Annotated in this window: 24 protein-coding genes and 3 pseudogenes; 12 read left to right on the top strand and 15 right to left on the bottom strand. The window is 59.8% G+C overall.

Annotated elements, in window-relative coordinates:
- Positions 1–84 precede the first annotated feature (84 nt).
- A pseudogene (locus U5L98_RS02710) lies at positions 85–255 on the bottom strand (IS1380 family transposase); the annotation flags it as partial.
- Between the two features lie 330 nt (positions 256–585).
- Positions 586–1,947 carry an IS1380 family transposase gene (locus U5L98_RS02705; RefSeq protein ID WP_322556806.1) on the bottom strand — a complete coding sequence of 454 codons (1,362 nt, stop codon included), beginning with the start codon at positions 1,945–1,947 and terminating at the stop codon, positions 586–588.
- A 390-nt stretch (positions 1,948–2,337) separates the two neighbouring features.
- Here U5L98_RS02705 and U5L98_RS02700 point away from each other — a divergent pair, with 390 nt between their 5' ends.
- From U5L98_RS02700 to U5L98_RS02670, 7 genes are all read left to right on the top strand, one after another.
- Positions 2,338–2,583, top strand: coding sequence for a DUF2933 domain-containing protein (locus U5L98_RS02700; RefSeq protein ID WP_322556805.1), 246 nt, complete (start codon positions 2,338–2,340; stop codon positions 2,581–2,583).
- Positions 2,576–3,235, top strand: coding sequence for an isoprenylcysteine carboxylmethyltransferase family protein (locus tag U5L98_RS02695; protein ID WP_322556804.1), 660 nt, complete (start codon positions 2,576–2,578; stop codon positions 3,233–3,235). The genes U5L98_RS02700 and U5L98_RS02695 overlap by 8 nt, the downstream gene beginning before the upstream one ends.
- 61 nt (positions 3,236–3,296) lie before the next feature.
- Complete coding sequence (locus tag U5L98_RS02690; protein ID WP_322556803.1) at positions 3,297–5,066, top strand: DUF3141 domain-containing protein; 1,770 nt, start codon at positions 3,297–3,299, stop codon at positions 5,064–5,066.
- 66 nt (positions 5,067–5,132) lie between these two features.
- A complete protein-coding gene (locus U5L98_RS02685; RefSeq protein WP_322556802.1) occupies positions 5,133–5,591 on the top strand; it encodes an ATPase in 459 nt (152 codons plus the stop codon).
- A 131-nt stretch (positions 5,592–5,722) separates the two neighbouring features.
- Positions 5,723–6,280 carry a Spy/CpxP family protein refolding chaperone gene (locus U5L98_RS02680; protein WP_322556801.1) on the top strand — a complete coding sequence of 186 codons (558 nt, stop codon included), beginning with the start codon at positions 5,723–5,725 and terminating at the stop codon, positions 6,278–6,280.
- A gap of 80 nt (positions 6,281–6,360) precedes the next feature.
- Positions 6,361–8,913 (top strand): heavy metal translocating P-type ATPase, encoded by a 2,553-nt coding sequence (locus tag U5L98_RS02675; RefSeq protein WP_322556800.1) that lies wholly within the window; start codon positions 6,361–6,363, stop codon positions 8,911–8,913.
- Positions 8,910–9,170, top strand: coding sequence for a hypothetical protein (locus U5L98_RS02670; RefSeq protein ID WP_322556799.1), 261 nt, complete (start codon positions 8,910–8,912; stop codon positions 9,168–9,170). Before U5L98_RS02675 ends, U5L98_RS02670 begins: the two co-directional genes overlap by 4 nt.
- A gap of 277 nt (positions 9,171–9,447) precedes the next feature.
- Here the strand turns inward: U5L98_RS02670 and U5L98_RS02665 are convergent, their stop codons facing one another.
- Positions 9,448–9,861, bottom strand: coding sequence for an ATPase (locus tag U5L98_RS02665; protein WP_322556798.1), 414 nt, complete (start codon positions 9,859–9,861; stop codon positions 9,448–9,450).
- A 12-nt stretch (positions 9,862–9,873) separates the two neighbouring features.
- A pseudogene (locus tag U5L98_RS02660) lies at positions 9,874–10,917 on the bottom strand (APC family permease); the annotation flags it as partial.
- Positions 10,918–10,976: 59 nt separating this feature from the next.
- Here U5L98_RS02660 and U5L98_RS02655 point away from each other — a divergent pair.
- A protein-coding gene (locus tag U5L98_RS02655) for an IS630 family transposase (protein ID WP_322556797.1) occupies positions 10,977–11,991 on the top strand; the annotation gives its coding sequence in 2 pieces (ribosomal slippage) (positions 10,977–11,363 and positions 11,365–11,991; 1,014 coding nt in all).
- A 5-nt stretch (positions 11,992–11,996) separates the two neighbouring features.
- On the opposite strand, the pseudogene U5L98_RS02650 reads toward U5L98_RS02655, so the two are convergent.
- The 9 genes and pseudogenes from U5L98_RS02650 to U5L98_RS02610 all read right to left on the bottom strand — a co-directional run.
- A pseudogene (locus U5L98_RS02650) lies at positions 11,997–12,284 on the bottom strand (amino acid permease); the annotation flags it as partial.
- A 145-nt stretch (positions 12,285–12,429) separates the two neighbouring features.
- Positions 12,430–12,903 carry a hypothetical protein gene (locus U5L98_RS02645; protein ID WP_322556796.1) on the bottom strand — a complete coding sequence of 158 codons (474 nt, stop codon included), beginning with the start codon at positions 12,901–12,903 and terminating at the stop codon, positions 12,430–12,432.
- Positions 12,904–12,949: 46 nt separating this feature from the next.
- On the bottom strand, positions 12,950–13,288 hold the full coding sequence (locus U5L98_RS02640) for a cation transporter (RefSeq protein WP_322556795.1): 339 nt from the start codon (positions 13,286–13,288) through the stop codon (positions 12,950–12,952).
- 93 nt (positions 13,289–13,381) lie between these two features.
- Entirely contained in the window at positions 13,382–14,218 is an 837-nt protein-coding gene (gene lgt / locus U5L98_RS02635; RefSeq protein ID WP_322556794.1) for a prolipoprotein diacylglyceryl transferase, read from the bottom strand.
- A 203-nt stretch (positions 14,219–14,421) separates the two neighbouring features.
- Positions 14,422–15,192 (bottom strand): copper resistance protein B, encoded by a 771-nt coding sequence (locus U5L98_RS02630; RefSeq protein WP_322556793.1) that lies wholly within the window; start codon positions 15,190–15,192, stop codon positions 14,422–14,424.
- A gap of 9 nt (positions 15,193–15,201) precedes the next feature.
- A complete protein-coding gene (locus U5L98_RS02625; protein WP_322556792.1) occupies positions 15,202–17,046 on the bottom strand; it encodes a copper resistance system multicopper oxidase in 1,845 nt (614 codons plus the stop codon).
- Positions 17,047–17,118: 72 nt separating this feature from the next.
- A complete protein-coding gene (locus U5L98_RS02620) occupies positions 17,119–18,453 on the bottom strand; it encodes a sensor histidine kinase (RefSeq protein ID WP_322556791.1) in 1,335 nt (444 codons plus the stop codon).
- Positions 18,434–19,099 carry a response regulator transcription factor gene (locus U5L98_RS02615; protein WP_322556790.1) on the bottom strand — a complete coding sequence of 222 codons (666 nt, stop codon included), beginning with the start codon at positions 19,097–19,099 and terminating at the stop codon, positions 18,434–18,436. Before U5L98_RS02615 ends, U5L98_RS02620 begins: the two co-directional genes overlap by 20 nt.
- An 8-nt stretch (positions 19,100–19,107) precedes the next feature.
- Positions 19,108–19,668, bottom strand: coding sequence for a plastocyanin/azurin family copper-binding protein (locus U5L98_RS02610; RefSeq protein WP_322556789.1), 561 nt, complete (start codon positions 19,666–19,668; stop codon positions 19,108–19,110).
- A 210-nt stretch (positions 19,669–19,878) separates the two neighbouring features.
- Here U5L98_RS02610 and U5L98_RS02605 point away from each other — a divergent pair, with 210 nt between their 5' ends.
- The 4 genes from U5L98_RS02605 (at position 19,879) to U5L98_RS02590 (ending at position 21,597) form a co-directional block, all read left to right on the top strand.
- Entirely contained in the window at positions 19,879–20,490 is a 612-nt protein-coding gene (locus U5L98_RS02605; protein WP_322556788.1) for a Spy/CpxP family protein refolding chaperone, read from the top strand.
- A gap of 135 nt (positions 20,491–20,625) precedes the next feature.
- On the top strand, positions 20,626–20,931 hold the full coding sequence (locus tag U5L98_RS02600) for a hypothetical protein (protein ID WP_322556787.1): 306 nt from the start codon (positions 20,626–20,628) through the stop codon (positions 20,929–20,931).
- Positions 20,932–21,007: 76 nt separating this feature from the next.
- Complete coding sequence (locus U5L98_RS02595) at positions 21,008–21,160, top strand: hypothetical protein (RefSeq protein WP_322556786.1); 153 nt, start codon at positions 21,008–21,010, stop codon at positions 21,158–21,160.
- Positions 21,157–21,597, top strand: coding sequence for a DUF411 domain-containing protein (locus U5L98_RS02590; RefSeq protein WP_322556785.1), 441 nt, complete (start codon positions 21,157–21,159; stop codon positions 21,595–21,597). The genes U5L98_RS02595 and U5L98_RS02590 overlap by 4 nt, the downstream gene beginning before the upstream one ends.
- Positions 21,598–21,738: 141 nt before the next feature.
- Here the strand turns inward: U5L98_RS02590 and frdD are convergent, their stop codons facing one another.
- Both frdD and U5L98_RS02580 read right to left on the bottom strand, forming a co-directional pair.
- Positions 21,739–22,116, bottom strand: a complete 378-nt coding sequence (frdD, locus tag U5L98_RS02585) for a fumarate reductase subunit FrdD (RefSeq protein WP_322557062.1) — start codon at positions 22,114–22,116, stop codon at positions 21,739–21,741.
- Positions 22,116–22,511 (bottom strand): fumarate reductase subunit C, encoded by a 396-nt coding sequence (locus U5L98_RS02580; protein ID WP_322556784.1) that lies wholly within the window; start codon positions 22,509–22,511, stop codon positions 22,116–22,118. Before U5L98_RS02580 ends, frdD begins: the two co-directional genes overlap by 1 nt.
- Between the last annotated feature and the right edge of the window lie 6 nt (positions 22,512–22,517).

Raw genomic sequence — 22,517 nt, 5'->3', positions numbered from 1 at the left:
TTACCTATCGGCCGGGGAGACGCCAGATGATCGCGACATGGGTGTCGCGCTCAAGGAGAGAGATGTCGCTCACAGACATGGCCATATCACGGTGCGGAGCTGACTGGCCAAACTGTGGCGGACGTGATCCGGATCGCGCTGGTCGACCAGATGCTCCTCAAGGGCGGCGATCACGCCGCTGTTGTCGAGGGCTTCGCGCAGCAGCAAGGCACCGCTGTCGCTGGTGGTGCGATGGCGCGAATGGCCTCTTGGAATCGTGTTCTTTCCAAAACTGACTGATTTCCTTGGAGTTTACTATTCGCTATTTTCGTTTTCAGTACTCCCTCATGAATATCCCGGGCTTATGTGTTCCTGAATCCGTGAAGTCGGCGCTGACACTTTCCCTATCACTGCCAGTCGGCATTTTTTGACCATCCACCCCGCCACGATCGACCACCGCGAGCCTGTCATGGCCGACAATTGCCGTCATCGGCCGGCGCCGACGGCCCCTTTTGTTCATGCATTTCTACCCGCCGGGCACGATAGACTCTGGCGATCGCGTGTCGCTCGGAAGTGCCTGTGGATAGCGTTGTTGTCGGTCGACGATCAGCATGGCGAGCCTCGCGGGTAACGCAGTCGGGCTCGCAGGGTCTTGAGCACCGTCATGCGCCCGATGTCCTGGCCGAAGTCGAGGATGATCTGGCGTGCCTTGTGGATCACCACGGCGGCACGATGGACCAGTTCCTGCAGCACGGTGCGTATCCGGCGCCGCTTGGCCGGGTGGCGAACCGGGCTCAGCTCGCCGGTCATGCCCAGCTGCCCCATCAGGCGCAGGATGTTGTAGGCCAGCTGGGCGAGGTGCAGGATCAGGTCGTTGGTGGCGAACTTGCCCGAGGGCAGCCGCTCCAGGTCGAGATCGGTCTTGATCTCGCTGTGGAACTGCTCGTGGGTGGCATGCGCCTGGTAGCGCTTGATCACCGCCTCCGGCGCCTCGTCCAGGCTGGTCCACCAGCCTTCCAGCTCATAGTCGGGTTCGAGCAGCAGTTGGCCATCGTGATCGGCGGTGCGCTCCACCAGACGCATCACGCGCTTGACCACGTATTCGACCTTGGCCTCGTCGCGGATCGAGACGGTCTGGGTCCACAGCGCTTGGCGCTTGCCAGGGCGCAGTTCTTCCCAATAATCCGCCGCCACTGCAAGCCAGGTGTCCTGATCGGCCTTGGCCGTGCCGCGCGGGTTCCATTTGACGATATAGTCGAGCTTTCGACCGTCGTCGGCAAACGCCTGGCGGTGCTGCTCGATCAACGCCAGATGGGCCTTGCTGTCGAAGCCGCTGTCTTCTCGCAGCAGGATCGGTTGCTCGGTCAGGCCTCGGGCACGGGGCAGCACCCGCGCCAGGAAGGCATTGCTCTCCTTCATGGTGTGCTGCTTACCGGGGCGCAGTTCCAGGCCCAGGCACCAGCCTTCGTTGCCCAGATAGGCGGCGATCGGGGTGTAGCCGTCAACCTTCTGGTAGGTCCGCGAGACGCCTTCTTTCTTGGAGTTGCTGTTGTCCATGACGAAGGTGTCGATGTCCAGGCACACATACCCCTCGTGGGCAGTGATGGGCGCCTCGACCAGCGACAGCAGGGTGGTGGACAGGGCCGGAAGCTGAGCCTGTAGACCACAGACGGCGGGTTTCTCCATGCGCTGACGTAGCGTCGCGGCGCTCGGCACCTTGTGAATATCCAGCAATTGCCGGAAGGGCTTATCACGGCGGAAATTCTCGATGGCGTCAAAGTCGCTCATGCCCAGGCACAGCAGGCCCAGGTAGCTCTTGAGCACGTCGCTGCTGGGTATGCCCAGGGTGGTGGGCAGGTGCGCATCGAGGCTATCGACGCCGGCGATCTCGAGGCACTGGCCGATGATCGACAGCCCGGCATGGCTGGTGAGAGTGCGGCGACTGGCGCGAAACGTGACGTTGGGCATGGGACGGTCCGGGTGAACGGCGATATCGGCTATATTGCCATGCACATCAGCGAGTTAGAAGCGTTTTAGGGTGCCGGTCTCACGGATTCAGGGTGTTGGCTTCGAAGCGGTATATGAAAGCTGGGCGCGCTTTCTACCGGGCTTCACCTGGCTCAGTTGGTCAAATTTCTTCCTGAGGCTGGTCGAAAGCTTCGGTTTCGTGATCTCAAAAAATTGTCATGGATTGATCTTCATATTCAGCTTCATTTCAGCTTTTAGCCTTATTTTGTCAATAGCAACCTATTAAAAGCGAAAAGAAAAAGTCCGTATATCAACCATCCATTTCCAATAAATATTCAGCATTGGGCTTCTTCATCGTTACATACATCTATGTCGATTAAGGATCTGACCATGAATGACGAAAAGGGGTGGCTGGAGCGAGGACCCAGCAAGGGCACCTTTTGGCTCATGGTAGCGCTCGCCCTGGTGATGATGGGATTCCTCCTCTGGGAGGAACACAAGGTGCACCTGCTCGGTGCCCTGCCCTGGCTGATCCTGCTCGCCTGTCCGCTGATGCATGTGTTCATGCACGGCGGGCATGGAGGCCACGGGGGTCATGGCGGGCATGATGAGCACAAGGGAGGACGCGATGAGTGATGACGTATCCGCCTATGGCCTATGGGGCCTGGTCATTCTCAACTCAGCGATCTTCATCTTCTTCGCCTTCAGCTTCTTCAAGCCGCAGACGCGCCGCGACTGGCGCTCGCTCGGGGCCTTCAGCGCCTTCCTGGTGGCGCTGTTCACGGAGATGTACGGCTTTCCGCTGACCCTCTACTTCCTCTCCGGCTGGCTGCAGTCGAGCTTCCCGGAGGTGGACTGGTTCAGCCACGATGCGGGGCACCTGCTGGAGATGCTGTTCGGCTGGCAGGCCAACCCACACTTCGGGCCCTTCCATCTGCTCAGCATGGTGTTCATCGCCGCGGGATTCTGGCTCATCGCCGCCGGGTGGCGGGTGCTCTATGCCGCCCAGCAGCGGGGAGAGCTGGCGACCACTGGACTCTACGCCCATGTCCGGCATCCGCAGTACGCCGGCTTCGTGCTGGTGATGGCCGGTTTCCTGCTGCAGTGGCCCACCCTGCTGACCCTGGCCATGTTCCCGGTGCTGGTGTGGATGTATTCACGCCTGGCAATCCATGAAGAACGCGAGGTAGCTAGCCAGTTCGGTGATGAATGGCAAGCGTATGCGGCCCGAACGCCGAGATTCATTCCACGCCTGCGAGCCACGGGTTCCCGAGGCCGATCCATGTGACGTCTGTCGTATTGCATGGGCCCTCTTCAGCCCGACCATCAATAGCCAAGGAGTGAGAAACGTGTCAGCAGCAGCCCTTCCTACCCACCACGCCGTAACCCGGCCAGCAAGCAGAGCGGCTACAGGAGAATCGCTGGATCCGGGGCACCTCACTCCCCCGTTCCCCGGATCATGGCCATTCGACCTGGCCGCCTATCAGCTCGACCTATGGCAACGTAGCGTGCGCTACCTGGACACTCTTCGAGAGCGCGCCAACAACATGCTCGAACACGAGCGGGCCGGCAAGCCACCGCTGCTCGACTTCGACTACGAAACGGTCCTCGATGGTCGGCACCTGCCACGCCCCGCCAACTATGCCCTGCTGCGGATCACCCGAGTGGGCGATGATTGCCTGGAGGACTGCCTCGATCCCGTCAAGCCGCCGGTGATCATCGTCGATCCGCGCGCCGGCCACGGCCCGGGCATCGGCGGCTTCAAGCGCGACTCCGAGGTCGGCATGGCGCTCCACGAAGGGCACCCGGTCTACTTCGTGATCTTCTTCCCCGAACCCCTGCCTGGCCAGACCCTGGAGGATGTGTTGCACGTGCTGCGCCGCTTCGTAGAGACGGTGGCCGAACGGCATCCCGACCGGCCGCCCGTGCTCTACGGCAACTGCCAGGCAGGCTGGGCCATCGCACTGCTCTCCGCCGACTGCGAGGGCCTGGTGGGGCCAGCAGTGCTCAATGGCTCGCCGCTCTCCTACTGGTCGGGTGACTCCGGCGTCAACCCCATGCGCCTGGCCGGCGGGCTGCTGGGCGGCGCCTGGCTGACGCACCTGTTGGCCGATCTGGGCGGTGGCCGCTTCGATGGCGCCCACCTGGCCGCCAACTTCGAATCGCTCAAGCCGGCCAATACCCTGTGGCAGAAGGACTACCAGCTGTTCGCCGACATCGACGGCCAGCGCGAACGCTTCCTGGAGTTCGAGCGCTGGTGGACGGGCTTCTACGCACTGAGCAAGGAGGAGATCACCGCCATCGTCGAGAATCTCTTCGTCGGCAACCAGCTCGAACGTGGCGAGCTGCAAGTCTGTCCAGGCTGCAGCGTCGACCTGCGGCGTATCCGCAATCCGCTGGTGATCTTCGCCTCAGGCGGCGACAACATCACCCCACCCCATCAGGCGCTGAACTGGATCCCGGCGGTCTATCCGAGCACGGAAGCGCTCAAGGCCGCCGGACAGCGCATCGTCTACCTGCTCAATCCCCACGTCGGGCATCTGGGCATCTTCGTCTCCTCCAAGGTGGCGCGCCTCGAGCACCGGGCGATCCTCGAGAGTGTCGGCGAGCTGAATGACCTGGCCCCCGGCCTCTACGAAATGTGCATCGACAACCCCACAGGCGACCCCGACTGCCACAAGCCCCAGTTCCAGGTGCGCTTCGAGGAGCGTCGAGTGGAGGACCTGGACTATCCCGACCAGGCCCCGGCGTTCGATCGAGTGCGCGCGCTCTCTGAGCACAATGTGGCGCTCTACGAGACCTTCGTCGGGCCCTGGGTCCGCCTGGCCGTCAATCCCTGGTTGGCGGAGACGCTTCGCCAGCTGCATCCGGCGCGCACAAGCCGGCTAATGTTCTCGGAACGCTTTTCCCCATGGATGAGCGGTGTGAAGTGGCTGGCGGACATTACGGAACCTGCACGGGCCCCGCTCGACGACACCAACCCTTTTCGGCAGTGGGAGGCCTTCATGAGTGGGTCGATTGCGTCGACGCTGACGCTTGCCGGCACCACCCGCGACAGCCTGTGCGAGATGGGGTTTCACGGCTTCTATGGCAGGGCATGGTGGAGCGATAACGAGTAACCAAGCCGAAGCCGACCCAGTTAACAGCCAATACCGATAGAGCAACCCGCTATGGGAGCGCAATGTATGAAAATCGAGACCTTTCATGACCTGATCGACTGGACCCGGCAGTTGCATGCCCATCTGGCGGAGTGCTTCAAGCACTGTGCCACCCAGCAGGAGGAAGCCCGGGCCAAGTGGCTGCTGGAGTATCTCGCCGACCACGAGGCGGCCCTGGAAAAAACCGTGGCCAGCTTCGAGAAACAGGCGGACCCCAAGGCCCTGCACACCTGGGTCTACGACTACCTGTCCCATGCCCCGATCACCCCTCATCAGGCGTGCAGTTCCCCCTATGCCGAGATGAGCTTCGATGATATCTGCCGGGAAGTCTTCTCGCTGCATGATCAGGTCATCGCGCTGTATCGCTACCTGGAAGGACGCGCTGAGATCCCCGAGGCCCGGGATCTCGTTCGCGAGCTCTTGAAGCTGGAGGAACACGAGGCGATGCGCCTTGCCCAGCAATCCAACCGGGCCCGAGACCTGTAGGCAGGCGCCACACTGGAACCATCGCGTTACCCCGGCGGTTGCTGCATGGGATTGACCTGTGTGCAGCACGTAGCCGAAATAATGTAAGCAAAAGGCTTGAATGGACCCAACAGCTCGTCAGGAGAACGATCATGAAGATTCGCAAGCACACTCTCGCCCTCGGACTCGCCCTGGTACTCGTTGCCAGTGGCAGCGGCGTCGCCCTCGCCCAGAGCATGCCGACCATTCAGCCCGATAAAGGAAGCGGCATGATGGGTGGAATGATGGACGGCGGCCAGGGCGGCATGGGGCCCGGCATGATGAAGGGCATGATGGGCGGCGGGATGATGCCCTGCCCGATGATGGGCGGTGCCGGCATGGGCATGATGCAGGAAATGCTCGAGCCGGAGCAGCGCGAAGAGATGCGTGAACTGATGCAGCAACACCGCCCCGCCCAGTTCGAGCGCATGGGACGCCTGATGAACCTGCGCGACGACCTGATGGCCGAGATGCACGGCGAACGCCCCGAACCCGAAGAAGTCCAGGCCCTGCATGGCCAGATGGCCGAGCTTCACGGCGAAATGATGGCCGAGATGGTGCGCATGCGAAATGTCATGCATGACCTCATGACCGATGAGCAGCTTCAGCAGCTGCAACAGGCGAAACCCGAGGGTGGTGTCGATCCCGACGACCACGACGAGCATCACTGAATCGCTTCGATTGAAGCGCCAGAACGTCAGGGCGGCCACAGAAGGGCCGCCCCTTCGGCTTCGCCTGCAGGAGATACAGGATGAGAGACACCGCGACAAGAACGATCACCCTGACGGTACCCGGCATGGGCAGCGACCACTGTGCCGGCATCGTGCGCAAGACGCTAGAACGCCTCGAGGGCGTGGGCGAGATCCAGACCAACATCGCCAACCACCATGTCAGCGTGACCCTCGAGGAAGGGGGACCCGACGGCGATACCTTGAAGGAAGCCGTCGAGGGCGCCGGCTATGACGTGGCCGCCGTGAGTGGTGGTAGTGGCAAGCAAGAGGTCCGCTTGACCGTTCCCGGCATGGGCTCGGACCACTGCGCCGGTATCATCCGCAGCACCCTGGAGCGGCTCGAGGGTGTCGAATCGATCGACACCAATATCGCCAGCCATCACGTATCAGTGACCGTCACCACCGATGGACCCGATGGCGATGCGCTCAAGAGCGCGGTGGAAGGGGCCGGCTACGATGTGGCCGCCGTGCAGACCGACGAGGCGGAGGACGCCGACAGCGACGCCGAGATCGAGGAGGCCTACCTCTCCCAGGCGCGCAAGCGGCTGATCATCGCCGCAGTGCCCACCACCCTGATCATGCTGCTGATGATGCCGCACATGTTCTGGCAGCCAATCCCGGGGTATCTCGCCATCATCGCCGTGCTGGCCTTCCCGGTGGTGTTCCTCTACGGCGGTATCGCCACCCACAAGTCGACCTGGCGCTCGCTGAAGAACGGCACCTTTAACATGGATGTGCTGATCTCCATGGGTAGCCTGCCGCCCTATCTGATCGGCCTGGTCGGCTTCGTCTACCCGATGACCTCGTTCATCGAGATGGCCGCCACCATCATGACCTTCCACCTGCTGGGGCGTTACCTGGAGGCCCTGGCCAAGGGCCGCGCCTCCCAGGCCATCCGACGCCTGATGACCCTGGGCGCCAAGACCGCGCGGGTGGAGCGCGATGGCGAGGAGGTCGAGGTACCGGTGAAGGAGCTTGCCCCGGGCGACATCATGATCGTGCGACCCGGCGACAAGATTCCCACCGACGGCGAGGTGGTCGAGGGCGAGAGCCATCTCGACGAGTCCATCGCCACCGGCGAGTCGATACCGGTCTACAAGAGCACCGGCGACAGCGTGATCGGTGCCACCATCAACAAGGAGGGGCGCCTGCGGGTCAAGGCCACCCGCGTCGGCGGCGATACCTTCCTCTCCCAGGTGGTGCGCCTGATCGACCAGGCACAAGGCTCGCGGGTGCCAATCCAGGAATTCGCCGATCGCATGACCGGTCGCTTCGTGCCGGCGATACTGGCCATTGCCCTGGTGAGCCTCGCAGCCTGGGCGCTATTCCCGGATGCGTTGCGGCCGATCCTCGACTGGGGCGCGACCTTCCTACCCTGGGTGAACCCCGAGGCCGCTACGCCGGTACTGGCGATTCTCGCCGCCATTGCCGTGCTGGTCATTGCCTGCCCCTGCGCCCTGGGCCTGGCCACCCCCACGGCGCTGATGGTCGGCTCCGGCATTGGTGCCGAGCGTGGCATCCTGATCCGTTCCGGCGAGGCGATCCAGACCTTCAAGGACGTCAAGGTGATGGTGCTAGACAAGACCGGGACCATTACCCGCGGCGAGCCCCGGCTCACCGAGGTGGTGACCGCCGAGGGTGTCGACGAGGAGCGCCTGCTGACCCTGGCGGGGAGCGTGGAGAACGCCTCGGAGCATCCCATCGCTCGAGCCATCGTCGACGGTGCCCGGGAACGCGACGTCCCGCCCGGTGAGGTCAGCGAGTTCCGTTCCACCGGGGCGCGCGGTGTCTCGGGCAAGGTCGGCGAGGAAACCGTGCTGATCGGCAATCGCCGCCTGCTCGAAGAGGAAGGTGTGACCGGCCTCGACGACCTGGCCGACGACATGCAGGCACTCGAGGACAAGGGCCGCACCGTGGTGATCGTCGCCGCCGACGGCAAGGCCCTGGGTCTGGTAGCGGTGGCCGATACCCTCAAGCAGGAGTCGGTCGAGGCCATTCGCGGCATGCACGAGCTGGGCCTGCACGTGGTGATGATTACCGGCGATAACGAACGCGCCGCCCGTGCCGTGGCGGACGAGGTGGGCATCGACGAGGTCCAGGCCGGCGTGCTGCCGGAAGGCAAGGTCGAGGCCATCCGTGCGCTGCAGGAGAAGCACGGCAACCACGTGGCCATGGTCGGCGACGGCATCAACGACGCTGCGGCGCTGACCCAGGCCAACGTGGGCATCGCCATCGGCGCCGGCGCCGACGTGGCCATCGAAGCGGCGGATGTGACCCTGGTACGCGGCGAGCTCACTGCCGTGGTGGACGCCATGCACCTCTCCCGTGCCACCTTCGGCAAGATCGTCCAGAACCTGATCTGGGCCAGCGCCTATAACGTGGCCGCCATTCCCATCGCCGCCATCGGCCTGCTGCACCCCATGATCGGCGTGATCGCCATGACCACCAGTTCGCTCTCGGTGATCGGCAACTCGCTGCTGCTCAAGCGGCGCTATGCGCGGGAGCAACCCCGCCGTGAGCACTCAACTGGTGCCCAATCGGCCCAGTCCCCTGCCAAGGGAGACCTCTCATGACACAGCCACATTCCACCAAGCGCCCCTCAAGAGAGGCCGAGCCGCAGAAGGCACCATCACCACATACCGGGGGTCTCCATAAATGGATGATGGCCGCCTGCCTGGTGCTGATGGGAGGCGCCGTGCTCCTCTTCATGTGGCGCGGCCAATCGCTGGCCAGCGGAGCCTGGCTGGTGCTGCCCCTGGCACTCTGTCTCGGCATGCATTTCCTGATGCACCGTCAGCTCGGGCATCATCACGGTAACCGGGATGATTAACGTAACGCCAGTTGCCCTGCGGCGCCGATCAATAACGTAACAGCGCAGCCCGTGTCATGTGCTCCAGAAGCTAGCTGTAAACACCAAGGAAATGACCCGTACCAACCAACAGGAGGGAAGCTGAAAAAGAACCGATCGGCATCGGTGCCAGTCATACGACACCGATGCCATATTGGCCTTTTCTCAGTCGGTCAATCGTCTCTGGCCGGGGCAGCCATGCACTCCCACCCTCTCACCCTCTTTCTATTCTGGTCAGGTCGGAGATCATTGCTTCGTGTTATTCTATCTCAAGAAGGGATTCAAGTAACTCCCTTGCTTCAGGGATCTCCGCCTTGCCAATCAGGTTACGATAAAGGTCCGTCACCTGATCATGGAAATCGAAAATTTCCCGGCAAATCTCATTGAAATCCAACGCGGCATAAGGTGCATCAAAGGTACGGTGCGACCGGTTCGGTTTGTGATAAAGATAATCATACACATAGGTATTCAGTGCTTTGGGGTCGGCTCGATTTTCAGGTTTACAGACAACATATTCCATCTCAATCTGATAATCAGCTAGATAATAAAAGAGCATCCCAGCACACTCTTCTTCATTATAATTGGCACAGTGAGAAAGGCAGTGCGCCAAATGCTCATGAAGCTGCCGTGTCCAGTCAATCAGGTCACCAAAGGTCCGTATCTCAACAATCATTATCTTTAATAATTAATGAGAATGAGTATTCTCGTTTGAACTAGAAGCGCCGTTACGAGAAAGAAAGAGTCGCTCGGCAAACAAGATAGCCGCCATCACAAAGATAGCAACAATTAATACCAAAGAATCTGTCGTAGCCTTTACCCAAAGAAAGCCTGCCAATACGATCATATCCAAAAATATTGCAACCACTAGCACAGATGCACTTGCATCAACTTCCTTACGCAGATGACGCAGCACTCCCCAATGGATACCTATATCCATAATCAAATAGAAAATGATGCCAAGCGCAGCGATACGACTAAGGTCAAAGAATGCCGTCAAGATCAAGCCAAGCACAACCGTATAGACCAAGGTATGCTTCTGGATACTGCCTGGCATATGAAAGTGGCGATGTGGCACCAGCTTCATCTCTGTCAACATCGCCAACATGCGTGAGACCGCAAATATACTGGCAATGATGCCCCCCGCGGTGGCCAGCATGGCGAGGATGACGGTGAACCAGACGGCGGCCTCTCCAAGAGCCGGCCGCGCAGCAGCCGCAAGTGAATAATCTTTAGTTTCGATGATTTCCGTCAGAGACAGATTGCTCGAGACGGCAAACCCCACCAACGCATAGATCACGACGCAAAGACCGATAGATATCATGATCGCCCTGCCGACGTTGCGATGGGGCTCTTTTATCTCTGAACCACTGTTGGTGATCGTTGTGAACCCCTTGAAGGCCAGGATTCCCAATGCGGTTGCTCCCAGGAAGCCTGCAAGAGACCCCTCGGGCGCCGACGCCGAGGTTTCCATGCCGACCGAGTCGGCAATTATGACACCGACGACCCCAAACAAGATGATCCCACCAATTTTTATGAACCCGAGTACTGACGCAACACCCTGGATCAGCTTGTTGGCAGAGAGGTTAAGTAAAAACGCAGATATCAGCAACGCAACACACAATAAGGGGACAAGCAGTGACCTATCCCCCACATCGAAAAGCTCTAGCGTGTAGGACCCAAAAGTTCTCGCTAAGAAGCTTTGCGCTATCACCATGGAAAAATACATTAAGTGCCTAGGCAGATATTTTCAGGTATAATGCCGTTAGGAAATCAGCTAAGGACGGCAGCATGGCAAGGCGCTTTATCCCTCCCCTGACAGAAGCCGACCGACAGGCGTTGGCCCATGTCCATCAGTACGGTCAGAAACGCGCCTCGCGCCGTCGCGCTCATGCGATCCTCTTGAGCGATCAAGGCTATACCATCGCCCAGATCAGCGACATTTTGGAGGTTGGAAGAAACACCGTGACGATCTGGTTCCAGAAGTGGGAAGCCTCCGGTCTCGAAGAGCTCGTCGATAAGCCCCGTAGTGGCCGCAACCCGATTCTTGATGACAGCGATCGAGAGCAGTTGCAGGCGTTGGTGGAGGAGCATCCTCATCAGCTACGCACCTTGCAGGCTCGGCTGCAGGAGAAAACAGGGAAAACCTTCAGCACGGACACCTTGCGCCGGGCATTGAAAAAAAAATCAAAATAGCTTCAAGCGCATTCGGCACTCACTGAAGGGCCGACGTGATGAGACGGATTTTCGCAATACCCAGGGCCTTCTGAAAGTGCTCCAGGAGCGAGAAGATCAAGGCGAACACGAGCTGTACTACTTCGATGAGTCAGGTTTCTCGCAGTCCTCATCGGTACCCTATGCGTGGAGCGCTATCGGCAAGCCATGGGAGGTGACGGCGTACTCACATAGCCATAGGCTAAACGTGCTGGGGTTCGTGAGCCGAAAAGGGAAGCTGGTCTACCACACGACCACTGAGTCGGTCACCACGGAGACAGTCATCGAGGCGTTTGATCAGTTTGTGGCTCAGAAAGACCCCGATGCCTTCGCCGTAGTGGTGCTGGATAATGCCAGTATGCATCGCTCCAAGACGTTCAAGCGCAAGATTCTGGAGTGGATGTCGCATCGCGTGCATCTGGTCTACCTATCCGCTTACTCGCCAGAGCTGAACTTGATCGAGATCCTTTGGCGGCAGGTCAAATACTACTGGTTGCCCCTGGGAGCCTATCTATCGTTTGACCGGCTCTGCGATGAGGTCCATCGACTGCTCAAAGGCTACGGAACTGAGCGCACGATTAATTATGCATAATCACTTAAAAGCGCATGAAAAGCGGTGGTCAGTGTCGGTCCATAGGCTTTTTGGAGGTACATGCCAATACCACCAGCTGACGGGTAGGCATTGGACATTTTCACATAGGAATAAGCACTGAAGGAGACGATTAGTGCCGCTGACAAGAATGCTAATGGGAAAAGCTCTCCCGTCATCTCAGCCATCTGTCCCGTCAAGGCAAAAATACCAGCGCCAATCATGACCCCGGTTCCTAAGGCAATCGCACCAATCAGAGAAAGGCTATTCTGCTCGTACTGTGGGGTTCTATCCATTGACTCCATCATCTCTCTCCTTGGGGTCATGAAACAGGATCCTACTGAAAGCCCTCTTGACATTCTGACATTCACCTGATAACGAAGAGTAGAGCGTGCCTTGATAGAATAGCCGAGAGTGTAGAACCTATGTGCTACCCAATAGTCAAACCCTCTTTTTGGATACGGCATCAGCTCCTAGCAGATGACGGCGCGATATCCACAGCATCAGCGGCGGCAAAATCAACCATTGGAGTAACGGCGAGAGGCCCGTGCCCAACCACGGCACGCGGGGCATCAGCGGTGCATACTCCCAGCGTTGACTGACTAGCGTCGCGTGCCACTCCATCGCCACCGTGATACCGACACCCACCAGCACGAAGCCCAAGCACTCCTTGGCCCCATAGACCCGAAGCCAGTCACGACGTCGACCCCATACAGCCACCGACCAATACGCCATCAACGCGATTACCACATCGCCAAGGGCCGCCTGGGTACAAGCCTGCACGGCTTCCCAATGTGGCATCGCAGGCATGCCCTCATACAACGGAACCTGTAGAAACTCCCAAGGCAGATTCAGCAGAAAGGCAAAAAACGCGACATGAAGCTCCGGGGCCGAGCGGAATAAGCGTAGCTTCATGCAACGTTCACCCTAAGGCTAGCCCGTGCGTAATTATGACTACCATTCAATGGCAGCTCCAAGGCTCGTGCTTGGCGTTATCCTTCACGTTCTGATCGACGAACCGGTATTGTTCTTCCTTTAATCGCGTCCACCAGTCGTGACTGATTTCAATAGCATATTTCTGGAGGATTTCATCAACACAGTCAAGACAGAGCCGCGTGGCATCATAGGCCAGATGCAGCTTTCGTTTCTTGTCATCGAATGACACGCTGTCGAGCCCATAGAGCTCATCGATATCCGTCACAGCCGCGTGAACCGCTTCCAAATCGCTGGTATCTAGCTTCAAGTGGCGTTTAACCAGGTTGATTTCGGATACACCCAAACGATGTTCTTGATTGCTCATTACCAATACTCCTTCAATCATTGCAGATATCACTCAATGCTGATATCCGGGGTCATAGCATCCTTGATCTGGAATCACTCCATCTGGATTGATTCAGGTCAAGCACCGGGACGGCTCTTGGCGACCCCCACCGAGTTCAATTTTTTCCAAAGGCTGACGTCGCGACCAACCAATAAGCACCAGGCCGCCTACTATCATAGGTAGCGTCAGCAACATGCCCATGGTGACCCAGCCGAAGGCGATGAAGCCGATATGGGTATCGGGCAGGCGGACGAACTCCACGGCAAAACGGAAGACGCCATAGAGCAACAGGAAGAGCCCTGAAATCAGACCACGACGTCGCGGCTTGCGCGAGATCCACCACAGCACCACGAACAACACCACGCCTTCCAGGGCAAACTCATACAGGGCCGACGGATGGCGCGGCTCCGACCCAAGCCCCATCATGGGAGGGAAAACCATTGCCCAGGGAACCTCGCTGACACGTCCCGGCAATTCATGGTTAATGAAGTTGCCGATCCTGCCCGCCCCCAGGCCGATTGGCACCAGAGGAGCGATGAAGTCAGCCAACTGGAAGAAGGGGAGCCCATGCTTGCGGGCAAATAGCAAAGCCGCGACCAGCACACCGATCAAGCCGCCATGGAAACTCATGCCGCCATCCCAGATTCGAAACAGCCACAACGGATTGGACAGAAACTGCTCCATCCCATAGAAGAGGACATAGCCTAGGCGCCCCCCGAGCACCACCCCCAGGGCCGCGTAGAAGATCAAGTCTCCGATATCGTCATGGCTCAGTCCCAGACGATAGGCACGTCGCCGGCCAAGCCACCAGGCCGCGACGAAGCCGACGACATACATCAAGCCATACCAGTGAATCTGCAGTGGTCCGATGGTGATGGCCACAGGATCGATCTGCGGGTAGGGAATCATGGAACTCTCCTTGTGGTGACTATCGTCGGCGGTTGGTCGCCTGGCGCAAGGCTTGGAACCCTATGATCCCCACTATGGGCGACCTCCCTGAACGCACGCTGAATCCAGCCAGTTCTGCTATTGACCTGGATCAATGAGTGAGGAAAACGACAGGAGAAGAGACGTCACCTAGCGGTGGCGTCGGTAACAAGAGAAGAATGGCGTCAGAACATCAGCCTGACACCGGCGACGACGCCGGTATCCTCGGTAGGGTCTCCATGATGGCGGGCTATGTCGGCAGTATCGCCATACTGCTTCTCCCAGTAGGCCCCAACGTAGGGTGCGAATCGGCGAGTCACCTCGTAGCGCAGTCGCATGCCGACGCGGATGGAGTTGAGCCCCTCGCCGACGCCAAACTCTTCGACCTCGCTGGCGGCCACGGCGATCTCTGTACGCGGCTGCAGATAAAGGCGCTGCGTCAGGCGCAGGTCGTACTCGCCCTCGAAACTGGCCGAAACGTCGCCCTCATCGCTGACCCGCAACGCCACGTCGGTCTCGATGCCGTAGGGTATGACGCCCTGGAGGCCGACCACGCCATAGGTACGCTCGGCATGATCATCGGAGAACAAGCCGCCCTGGTAGCCGACGCCACCCTGCAGCTCCCAGAAGTCGGCGATGAGGCGGCTGTAGAGCAGCTCCAGCGATTCTAATTCGGCATCCTCGCCATCGCCCTGGACGTTCTCACCCTCGGACTTGAGGTAGACGCGATTGACGTCGCCGCCGTACCAGGCCTGGAAGTCCCACACCAGTTCCTCGTGTCCTTTGTCGGGCACGGCGTACTCCAACCGATCGAACAGCGCCATGGCCATCTTGTGCTCGACCATGGGCGAGGGCCAGTCGGCCGGCGCATCGTAGCCATCTTCAGCCTGGGCGACGGAGAGCGTCAGCATGGCCAGCACGGCACCGGCGGCTGTTACGGGGATTTTGGTATTCATGCTGTCTCCTTACGAAACCTTGACTACCCGGAACATGCCGGCATCCATGTGGTAGAGCAGATGGCAGTGGAAGGCCCAACTGCCCTCGGCATCGGCGGTGATCAGCGCCGAGACGCGCTCACCGGGTTTGACGTCCAGGGTATGCTTGCGAGGGATCAGCTCGCCCTGGCCGTTTTCCAGTTCCATCCACATGCCGTGGAGGTGGATGGGGTGTTCCATCATGGTGTCGTTGATCAGGATCAGGCGCAGCCGCTCGTCCTTCTCGAAGTGGATGGGCCCCGTCACCTCGCTGAATTTCTTGCCATCGAAGGACCAGATGTAGCGTTCCATGTTGCCGGTGAGGTGCAGCTCCAGCTCGCGGCCTGGTTCACGACGATCCGGCCAGGGGGTGAAGGCCTTGAGATCGCGGTAGACCAGCACCCGGCGCGTGTCGGGATCGATGCCGATACCGGCCTGGTCGTAGCGAGAACCCGGCTGCGCCGCTCCCGCCGCCAGCATGCCATTGGCATTCATTCTGTTCTGTTCACCTGACATGCCCTGCATGTTGGCGTGGTCCATTCCCTGCATGTCCGAGCCGTTCATGTCGGAATGGTCCATGCCCTGCATGTTGCTATGGTCCATGCCCTGCATACCGGAATGATCCATGCCCTGCATGTCCGAGCCGCCCATACCCGAGTGTTCCATGCCTTTCATACCGGCCATGCTATGGGCGAGCATGGCCTCCATGCCGCGGTCGGCGATCTGGCGACGCTCAGGAATCTCAGCTGCCATGCCTTCGCGAGGTGCCAGGGTAGCGCGCGCATAGCCGCTGCGGTCCATGGACTCGGCGAAGAGGGTATAGGCTGTGTCGTCCTCGGGGGTGACCAGAACGTCATAAGTCTCAGCCACCGCGATGCGGAACTCATCGACAGGGACCGGCTGCACCGGCTGGCCGTCGGCGGCCACCACGGTCATCTTGAGCCCCGGGATGCGCACATCGAAGTAACTCATCGCCGAGCCATTGATCACCCGCAGGCGAACTCGCTCACCGGCCTTGAACAGCGCCGTCCAGTTCTCCTCGGGCGAGTGGCCGTTGAGCAGGTAGGTGTAGGTACTGCCAGTCACGTCGGCGATGTCGCGGGAGCTCATGCGCATCTTGGCCCACATACCGCGCATCTCGGTCGTCGCCGCGAAGCCCTTCTCGCGCACGTCGGCGAAGAAATCGGCGATGGTGCGTTCCTGGAAGTTGTAGAAGCCCTCGGCGGTCTTGAGATTGCGGAAGACCGCCATGGGATCCTCGTAGGTCCAATCGGTGAGCAGCAGCACGTGCTCGCGATCATAGCGGAAGGGTTCACGCCCGGCGGCGTCGATGATCAGCGGCCCGGCATGGCCGAGCTGCTCCTGCACGCCCGAATGGCTGTGGTACCAATAGGTACCGTTCTGGCGTACAGGGAAGCGATAGGTAAAGGTCTCACCCGGCGCGATACCGGCGAAGCTCACCCCAGGCACGCCGTCCATCCCGGGCGGCAGGATCAAGCCATGCCAATGGATGGAGGTGGGCTCATCGAGCAGGTTGGTCACCTTGAGCACCGCGTCCTGGCCTTCCTTGAGGCGGATCAACGGCCCCGGGCTGGTGCCGTTGATGCTGATCGGCTGGGCCGCCTTGCCGTCGATGTCGAGGGACTCGCGGCGGATCGCCAGGGCTACCTCGGGCCCTTCTTCGATGCCCTTGGCGTAGACATTGGTCTGGCCCCAAGGGCTGGCCCAACTAGGACGCAGGCCAAGCGCTGCCGCCGACCCCAACCCCAATGCCGCTCCGCCTTTGAGGATCTGACGACGTGATAGTGGGTGGTTGATGACGCTGGATCTTGCCATGTGTGGTTCCCGTCAAGGTGTGAGCGCAGGATAGTGACGGGAGAAGCTGAATCTAAGCTGAAAAAATGGCGATCACAGAAAACTCTCCTTAAGGGGGATCGTCAGATCGACTCTCAAGCCACCCAGAGGGCTAATATCGAAGCGTACCTGTCCTGAATACCGAGAAACGAGTTGCGCCAAGATCGACAAGCCCAGTCCATACCCGGGGTGGTGCTCATCGAGACGCAAGCCCCGCTGGCCCAGGCGTGGCAGGTCCTCCCCTGTGACGCCGGGACCGTCATCCTCGACGATCATCCTGAGCACGCCGCTCACCTCCAGACGGCAATGTACATCGTTATTCGCCCATTTCCCTGCGTTGTCGAGCAGGATACCGAGCATCTCCGAAAAGTCCTGCGACTCGATCGGAATCCTCGTTCCCTTTTCGGCCGACAACACCAGATCAAACCGCTTGTCCGGATAGAGCCCCCGAAACATCTCAAGTAATCGGCAAGCATCCCGATGCAGGAAGGTCATACGTCCTGCATTAGGGCCGGCGATACGTGAACGTCGCAGTTCAGCATTCAATTGGGCGTGGATATCTTCGAGCCGCTGCACCAGCTTCCGGCGACGCTCGTCATCGATGGGGCGAGAGCCTCGCAACACCTGAGTGACCGCCGCCAGGGGCGTCTTGAGCGCATGGGAGAGGTTCGCCACCGAGTCGCGCGAGCGTTGCAGGCGGCTGTCGATCTCGTCCATGAAATGGTTGAGCTGAATGACCAAGCTGTCCAGCTCGGAAGGCACGTCTGGGGACAGCCGATCCCGCTCACCGGCCTGGAGTTGCCCCAGCTGGTCGCGAAGGCGAGACAGCGGTATCAGACCACGGTTGACAGCCAGCAGATTGAGGGTGACCAATAGCGCCAGCAGCCCAAGGGCGATAGCGGCGACCCACCAGTGAAGCTGCTGTAAGCCCGCTTCGATTTGGGAAAAATCTTCACCCACCAGCAATACACCGGGTTCCCCATCGAGAGCGAAGTGGAGTCGGTAAATGAGTAGATGGCGTTCACCTAACCTCACCTCGACGAGGGCATCGTCTGACTCTTCGAGCAGGGGTGTTAAGGCATCTAGCCAGCGCTCATCCGACGCGGTGGTGTCTCCACCGATGCCTAGCACATAGAGATGATGGAAGATCTGGAAACCGCGACTCGCCGAGTCCAGCACGACGGGCGTGGACTGGCGATCCTGTCGTAGCTGTTCGATCGCATGCCTCGCCTCCCGCTCGAGACGCTCCCCTAGGAAGTCGCGAGCCAGATTCTCCAGCAGGATGCCATGTAGAAGCCAGGTGGTACCCATCACCAGTATCGCAATGCCGGACAGCCAGACCAGCAAGCGGAATCGCAGGCTGCGCCAGTCAATGCGTAACAAAGACATACCCTTGACCACGTCGCGTCTGGATTATCGACTTGCCAAGACGGCGGCGTAGCCGACCGATATACACTTCCACCAGATTCGGTGCTGCCGCATCCTGTTCCAGGGCATAGAGCTGATCGATCAGTTTCTCCTTGGAGTGGACACGATCGGGATGGTGCATGAGAAAGCGCAGCAGGCGAAATTCGGTACCCGTCAACGAATGCCAAGGCCCCCCATCGATGCTGACACTCTGGCTCGCCTCATTCAGGGACACGCCGTTCAGCGTCAGTTCTTGCGATACATGACCCGCACGTCGTCGCAATAATGCCTTGATCCGCGCAAGAAGCTCAGCCTCATGGAAGGGTTTGGTCAGATAATCATCGGCCCCCACCTCCAGGCCATTGACCTTATCTTCCCAGGTGTCTCGAGCGGTAAGGATCAGCACGGGAAGGTCAAGGCCCGCCTTGCGCCACTGCGAGAGCAAATCCAGCCCAGACCCGTCCGGTAATCCGAGATCGAGAATGACCAGGGCATAGTCCTCGGTCCTCATGACGGATCTGGCCACTCTCAAGGAGGTGGCCGGATCGACGCGGTAACCGTTGTCCTCGAGGCTCTCGGCCAGGCTCTCCGCAAGCAGATCGTCATCCTCGAGCAACAACAGCTTCATATGTCGAATTATCCCTTGAAGTCGAAATCACCGTACATGCCGGCCTCATAGTGCCCCGGGATATTGCAGGCGTATTCCAGACTGTCCACGTTCTCGGGAGCGGACCAGACGAGCTCGGCGGTTTCACCGGGGCCTATGGTCACCGCAGGCATCTTGCCTCCGTGCGCGCCCTCGGCCATATCATGGCCACCGTGACCCCCATGGCCACCATCGCCATGGCCTCCACTCATCATGCCAGATGCCTGGCCGCCGCCCATCATGCCGTGTCCTTGGCCGCCATGGCTGCCCCCCATCTCCTGCATCATCTTGCGATGCGCTTGCTGAGCCTCGGCATCACCGATGACGAACTCATGCTGGAGGTTGCCCGTATTGACGATCTCGAACTTGATGGTCTCACCCGGCTTAATGTCGAGACTCTCGGAGTCAAACCACATGTCGCCCGCCTCGACGGATATGGTGCGATCAATGTCAGATTCGCTCACCGCGTCGTGAGAGCCGCTATGCTCACCAGCAGCGAACGCCGTAGTCGTGATCAGGCCCAGTGCCAAAGCCAACAGTGTCTTGCGCATGATATTACCTCGTTGAGTTGCGTCAGGGAGGTTCACTTGTAACGCACAAACCTGAAAACAGGCTGAACTCAGCGAAAAATGCTGTAAACCTCTGTCACACCTTGACCTCGGTGCCACCCATGGGTTGTAAGCTCATAACTGAAGCCATGATTGCCTGCCCAGGCTGGGTAAGGCGAATTCTCTACCATCGGCAAGATAAGAGGAAAGACCATGATCAAACACAAGCAGCTTCTCGCCATCGCACTGGCCGCCAGCATGGGTGTCGTCGCCAGCGGTACCGCCACCGCACAAGGCATGCAACAGGGCCAGGGAATGCAACAAGGCGACATGGGCCCCGGCATGATGATGGGCGGCCAGGGCAGCATGGGCTCCGGCATGATGGGCGGCCAAGGTGGTATGGGCTCCGGCATGATGGGCGGCCAAGGTGGTATGGGCCCCGGCATGATGGGCGGCCAAGGTGGTATGCGCCACGGCATGATGCCCTGCCCGATGATGTCCGGCATGGGCGGCATAGGCGGCATGTCCGGAATGCTTAACGAGGAGCAGTTGAGTTCCCTGCGCGAGATGCGCAAGGAGCACCGTTCGGTCCACTTCGAACGCATGGGCGAGATGATGAACCTGCGTGACGACATGATGCTGCTGATGCAGGCAGAGCGCCCGGATCCAGAGGAGATCCAGGCACTCCACGGTCAAATGGCCGCTCTCCACGGCGAAATGATGGCGGACAAGGTGCGCATGCATAATCAGATGCAGGACCTCCTGACCGATGAGCAGCGCCAACAGTTACAGCAGGGAATGCCCAATCGCCGCAATGCTCCCTGATGGCCCCTGACAGAGAGCGCCCGCTGCGAAGCGTGCGTCACTCCAGGGCAATCACCCGCTGACTCCTTGCGCTGGATCAATGTAGGGGCCAGCCAGGTCAGCGCAGAATAACAGGATATCGATGAGGAACTCTCCATGACCGGCATTCAGGCCAGACCGCTGCATCGCACCCGAGAAGGACGCCTGCTGGCGTTGCTGCTCGCGGTGTTGTTGTCGCTGACCAGCCTGACCGGCCATGCGGCCATGGAGGCCTGTGCTTCCGATTGCACGACAGCACAAGTCGAGATGGTGGACAATATCGAGCCCGAGTGCAGCGCCTGTGCGGCCTTGACCGCATCGCCTCTCGTCACCAACTCACACCCTGACACTCTGGTCGGCACAACCACCCCGGCCGTGGTCAAGCACTTATCCCCACCCCCGCACCAGCCTCCTAGATCCTGACGACCCCCGATTCCACGGTGACGCTGGCCATCTGCCCGCCACCGGATTTTCCTGCACCTTCGTCAGGAGTCACACCATGATGACCACCGATTGCTTCGCCCTCATGGGCTCGATGGGCTGGATGGGGTGGCTGATGCCACTTATCTTCCTGCTGCTTATAGGTCTGGGCATCGCCGCCCTCTTCAAGTACCTGTTCGTTTCCCGTCACAACAAGGAGGACCGCTCATGAACCGCTTCACTCCCACCCTGTTCTTTTCCGCCGCGCTGCTGCTGGGCACCGGCACCGCCCAGGCCGCCCTGCCGACCGAAGCCACCCTCTACAAGAACCCACAGTGCGGCTGCTGCGATGGCTATGCCAACCATCTCGAGGAAATGGGCATCGAGGTCACCGTCATCGACGACAGGGATCTCGGTCAGATCAAGGAAGCCTCTGGCCTGCCTTACGGACTCGGCTCCTGCCACACCATCGAAATGGGTGATTACGTGATCGAGGGCCATGTGCCGATAGCAGCAGTGGAAAAGCTGTTCGAGGAACAGCCGGATATCGATGGCATCGGCCTGGCCGGGATGCCCATCGGCACACCCGGCATGCCCGGTCCTCAGCAGGCGCCCTACGAGGTCTATCAATTCAAGGACCGACAGGAAGCTGCCTTCATGACGCTCTGAGGGCTCATTCAGCTCATCTCTCGCGAAAGACGCGCCCCGGCGAATGTCGGGGCGTTTCAGTATCGGAGGTCTGCAGTGGAAGACACGCGGCAGCTCCAGCACGATAGGGGGTCATCGGCCGTAGGCTTGGAAAGCGTTTGGCTACAGGACCCCGATAACGAACCCGACAAGTGCCAGGGCGCTGAGCAGGGCGGCACTACCATATGTGGCTATCTTGTTCAGATATTGCTTCCCCAGCTTCAGATCATGCAGACCATGGCGAATCCGGTGGGCCGCATGGAACAGTGGCAGGCAGATTACCACACCGATAAAGATCAGCCCGGGCAGGCTGAATGCCATGGATCGGGCACGTTCGAAGCTCAGCGCTTCAGGCGCGATGATACCGGACGGAATGAGCAGGGCGATGAACAGGATCGCCGCCGGAACGAACACCGCAAAGCAGACCCCACCGGCGCTGAACAGGCCCCACCAGATGGGCTCGTCGCTTCTTTTGATGTGGTTAGATGTACGTTTGCTCATCACAGCCGCCTCATGAATATCCAGGCAGCCAGCAGCATCACCGCTACCACGCCAAGCCATTGCCCCAGCACCATCAGGTTCGGCGGTAGGGTGCGACCAGCCGCCCGTAATGGCATGACACGTGGGAACAGTTGGAAGAACGTCCAGGCGTGAAACAGGCTGGCAATAAACGCCAGAAAATTCAGCGCGATGACCAGGGGATTCTGCATGAATTTCAGCCACCCTTGCCAGCTTTCTGCTCCCTGCAGCAGGCTAACCAACCCGGCGAGTAGACAGACCAGGAAGAACACCAACGGCAGTACGGTGGCTTCACGCAACATGTACTTCTTGAAGTAAGGGTGTTTCAACCACCAGTCACGTTTCAGTTCGGGAAAGTAACTCGTTTGCTTTGCCATGACGCC

It is taken from the genome of Halomonas sp., from assembly GCF_034520545.1.
GTDB lineage: Bacteria > Pseudomonadota > Gammaproteobacteria > Pseudomonadales > Halomonadaceae > Halomonas.
Note: the sequence above shows the minus strand (reverse complement) of the source record. Positions and strands in the feature narration are given on the sequence as shown.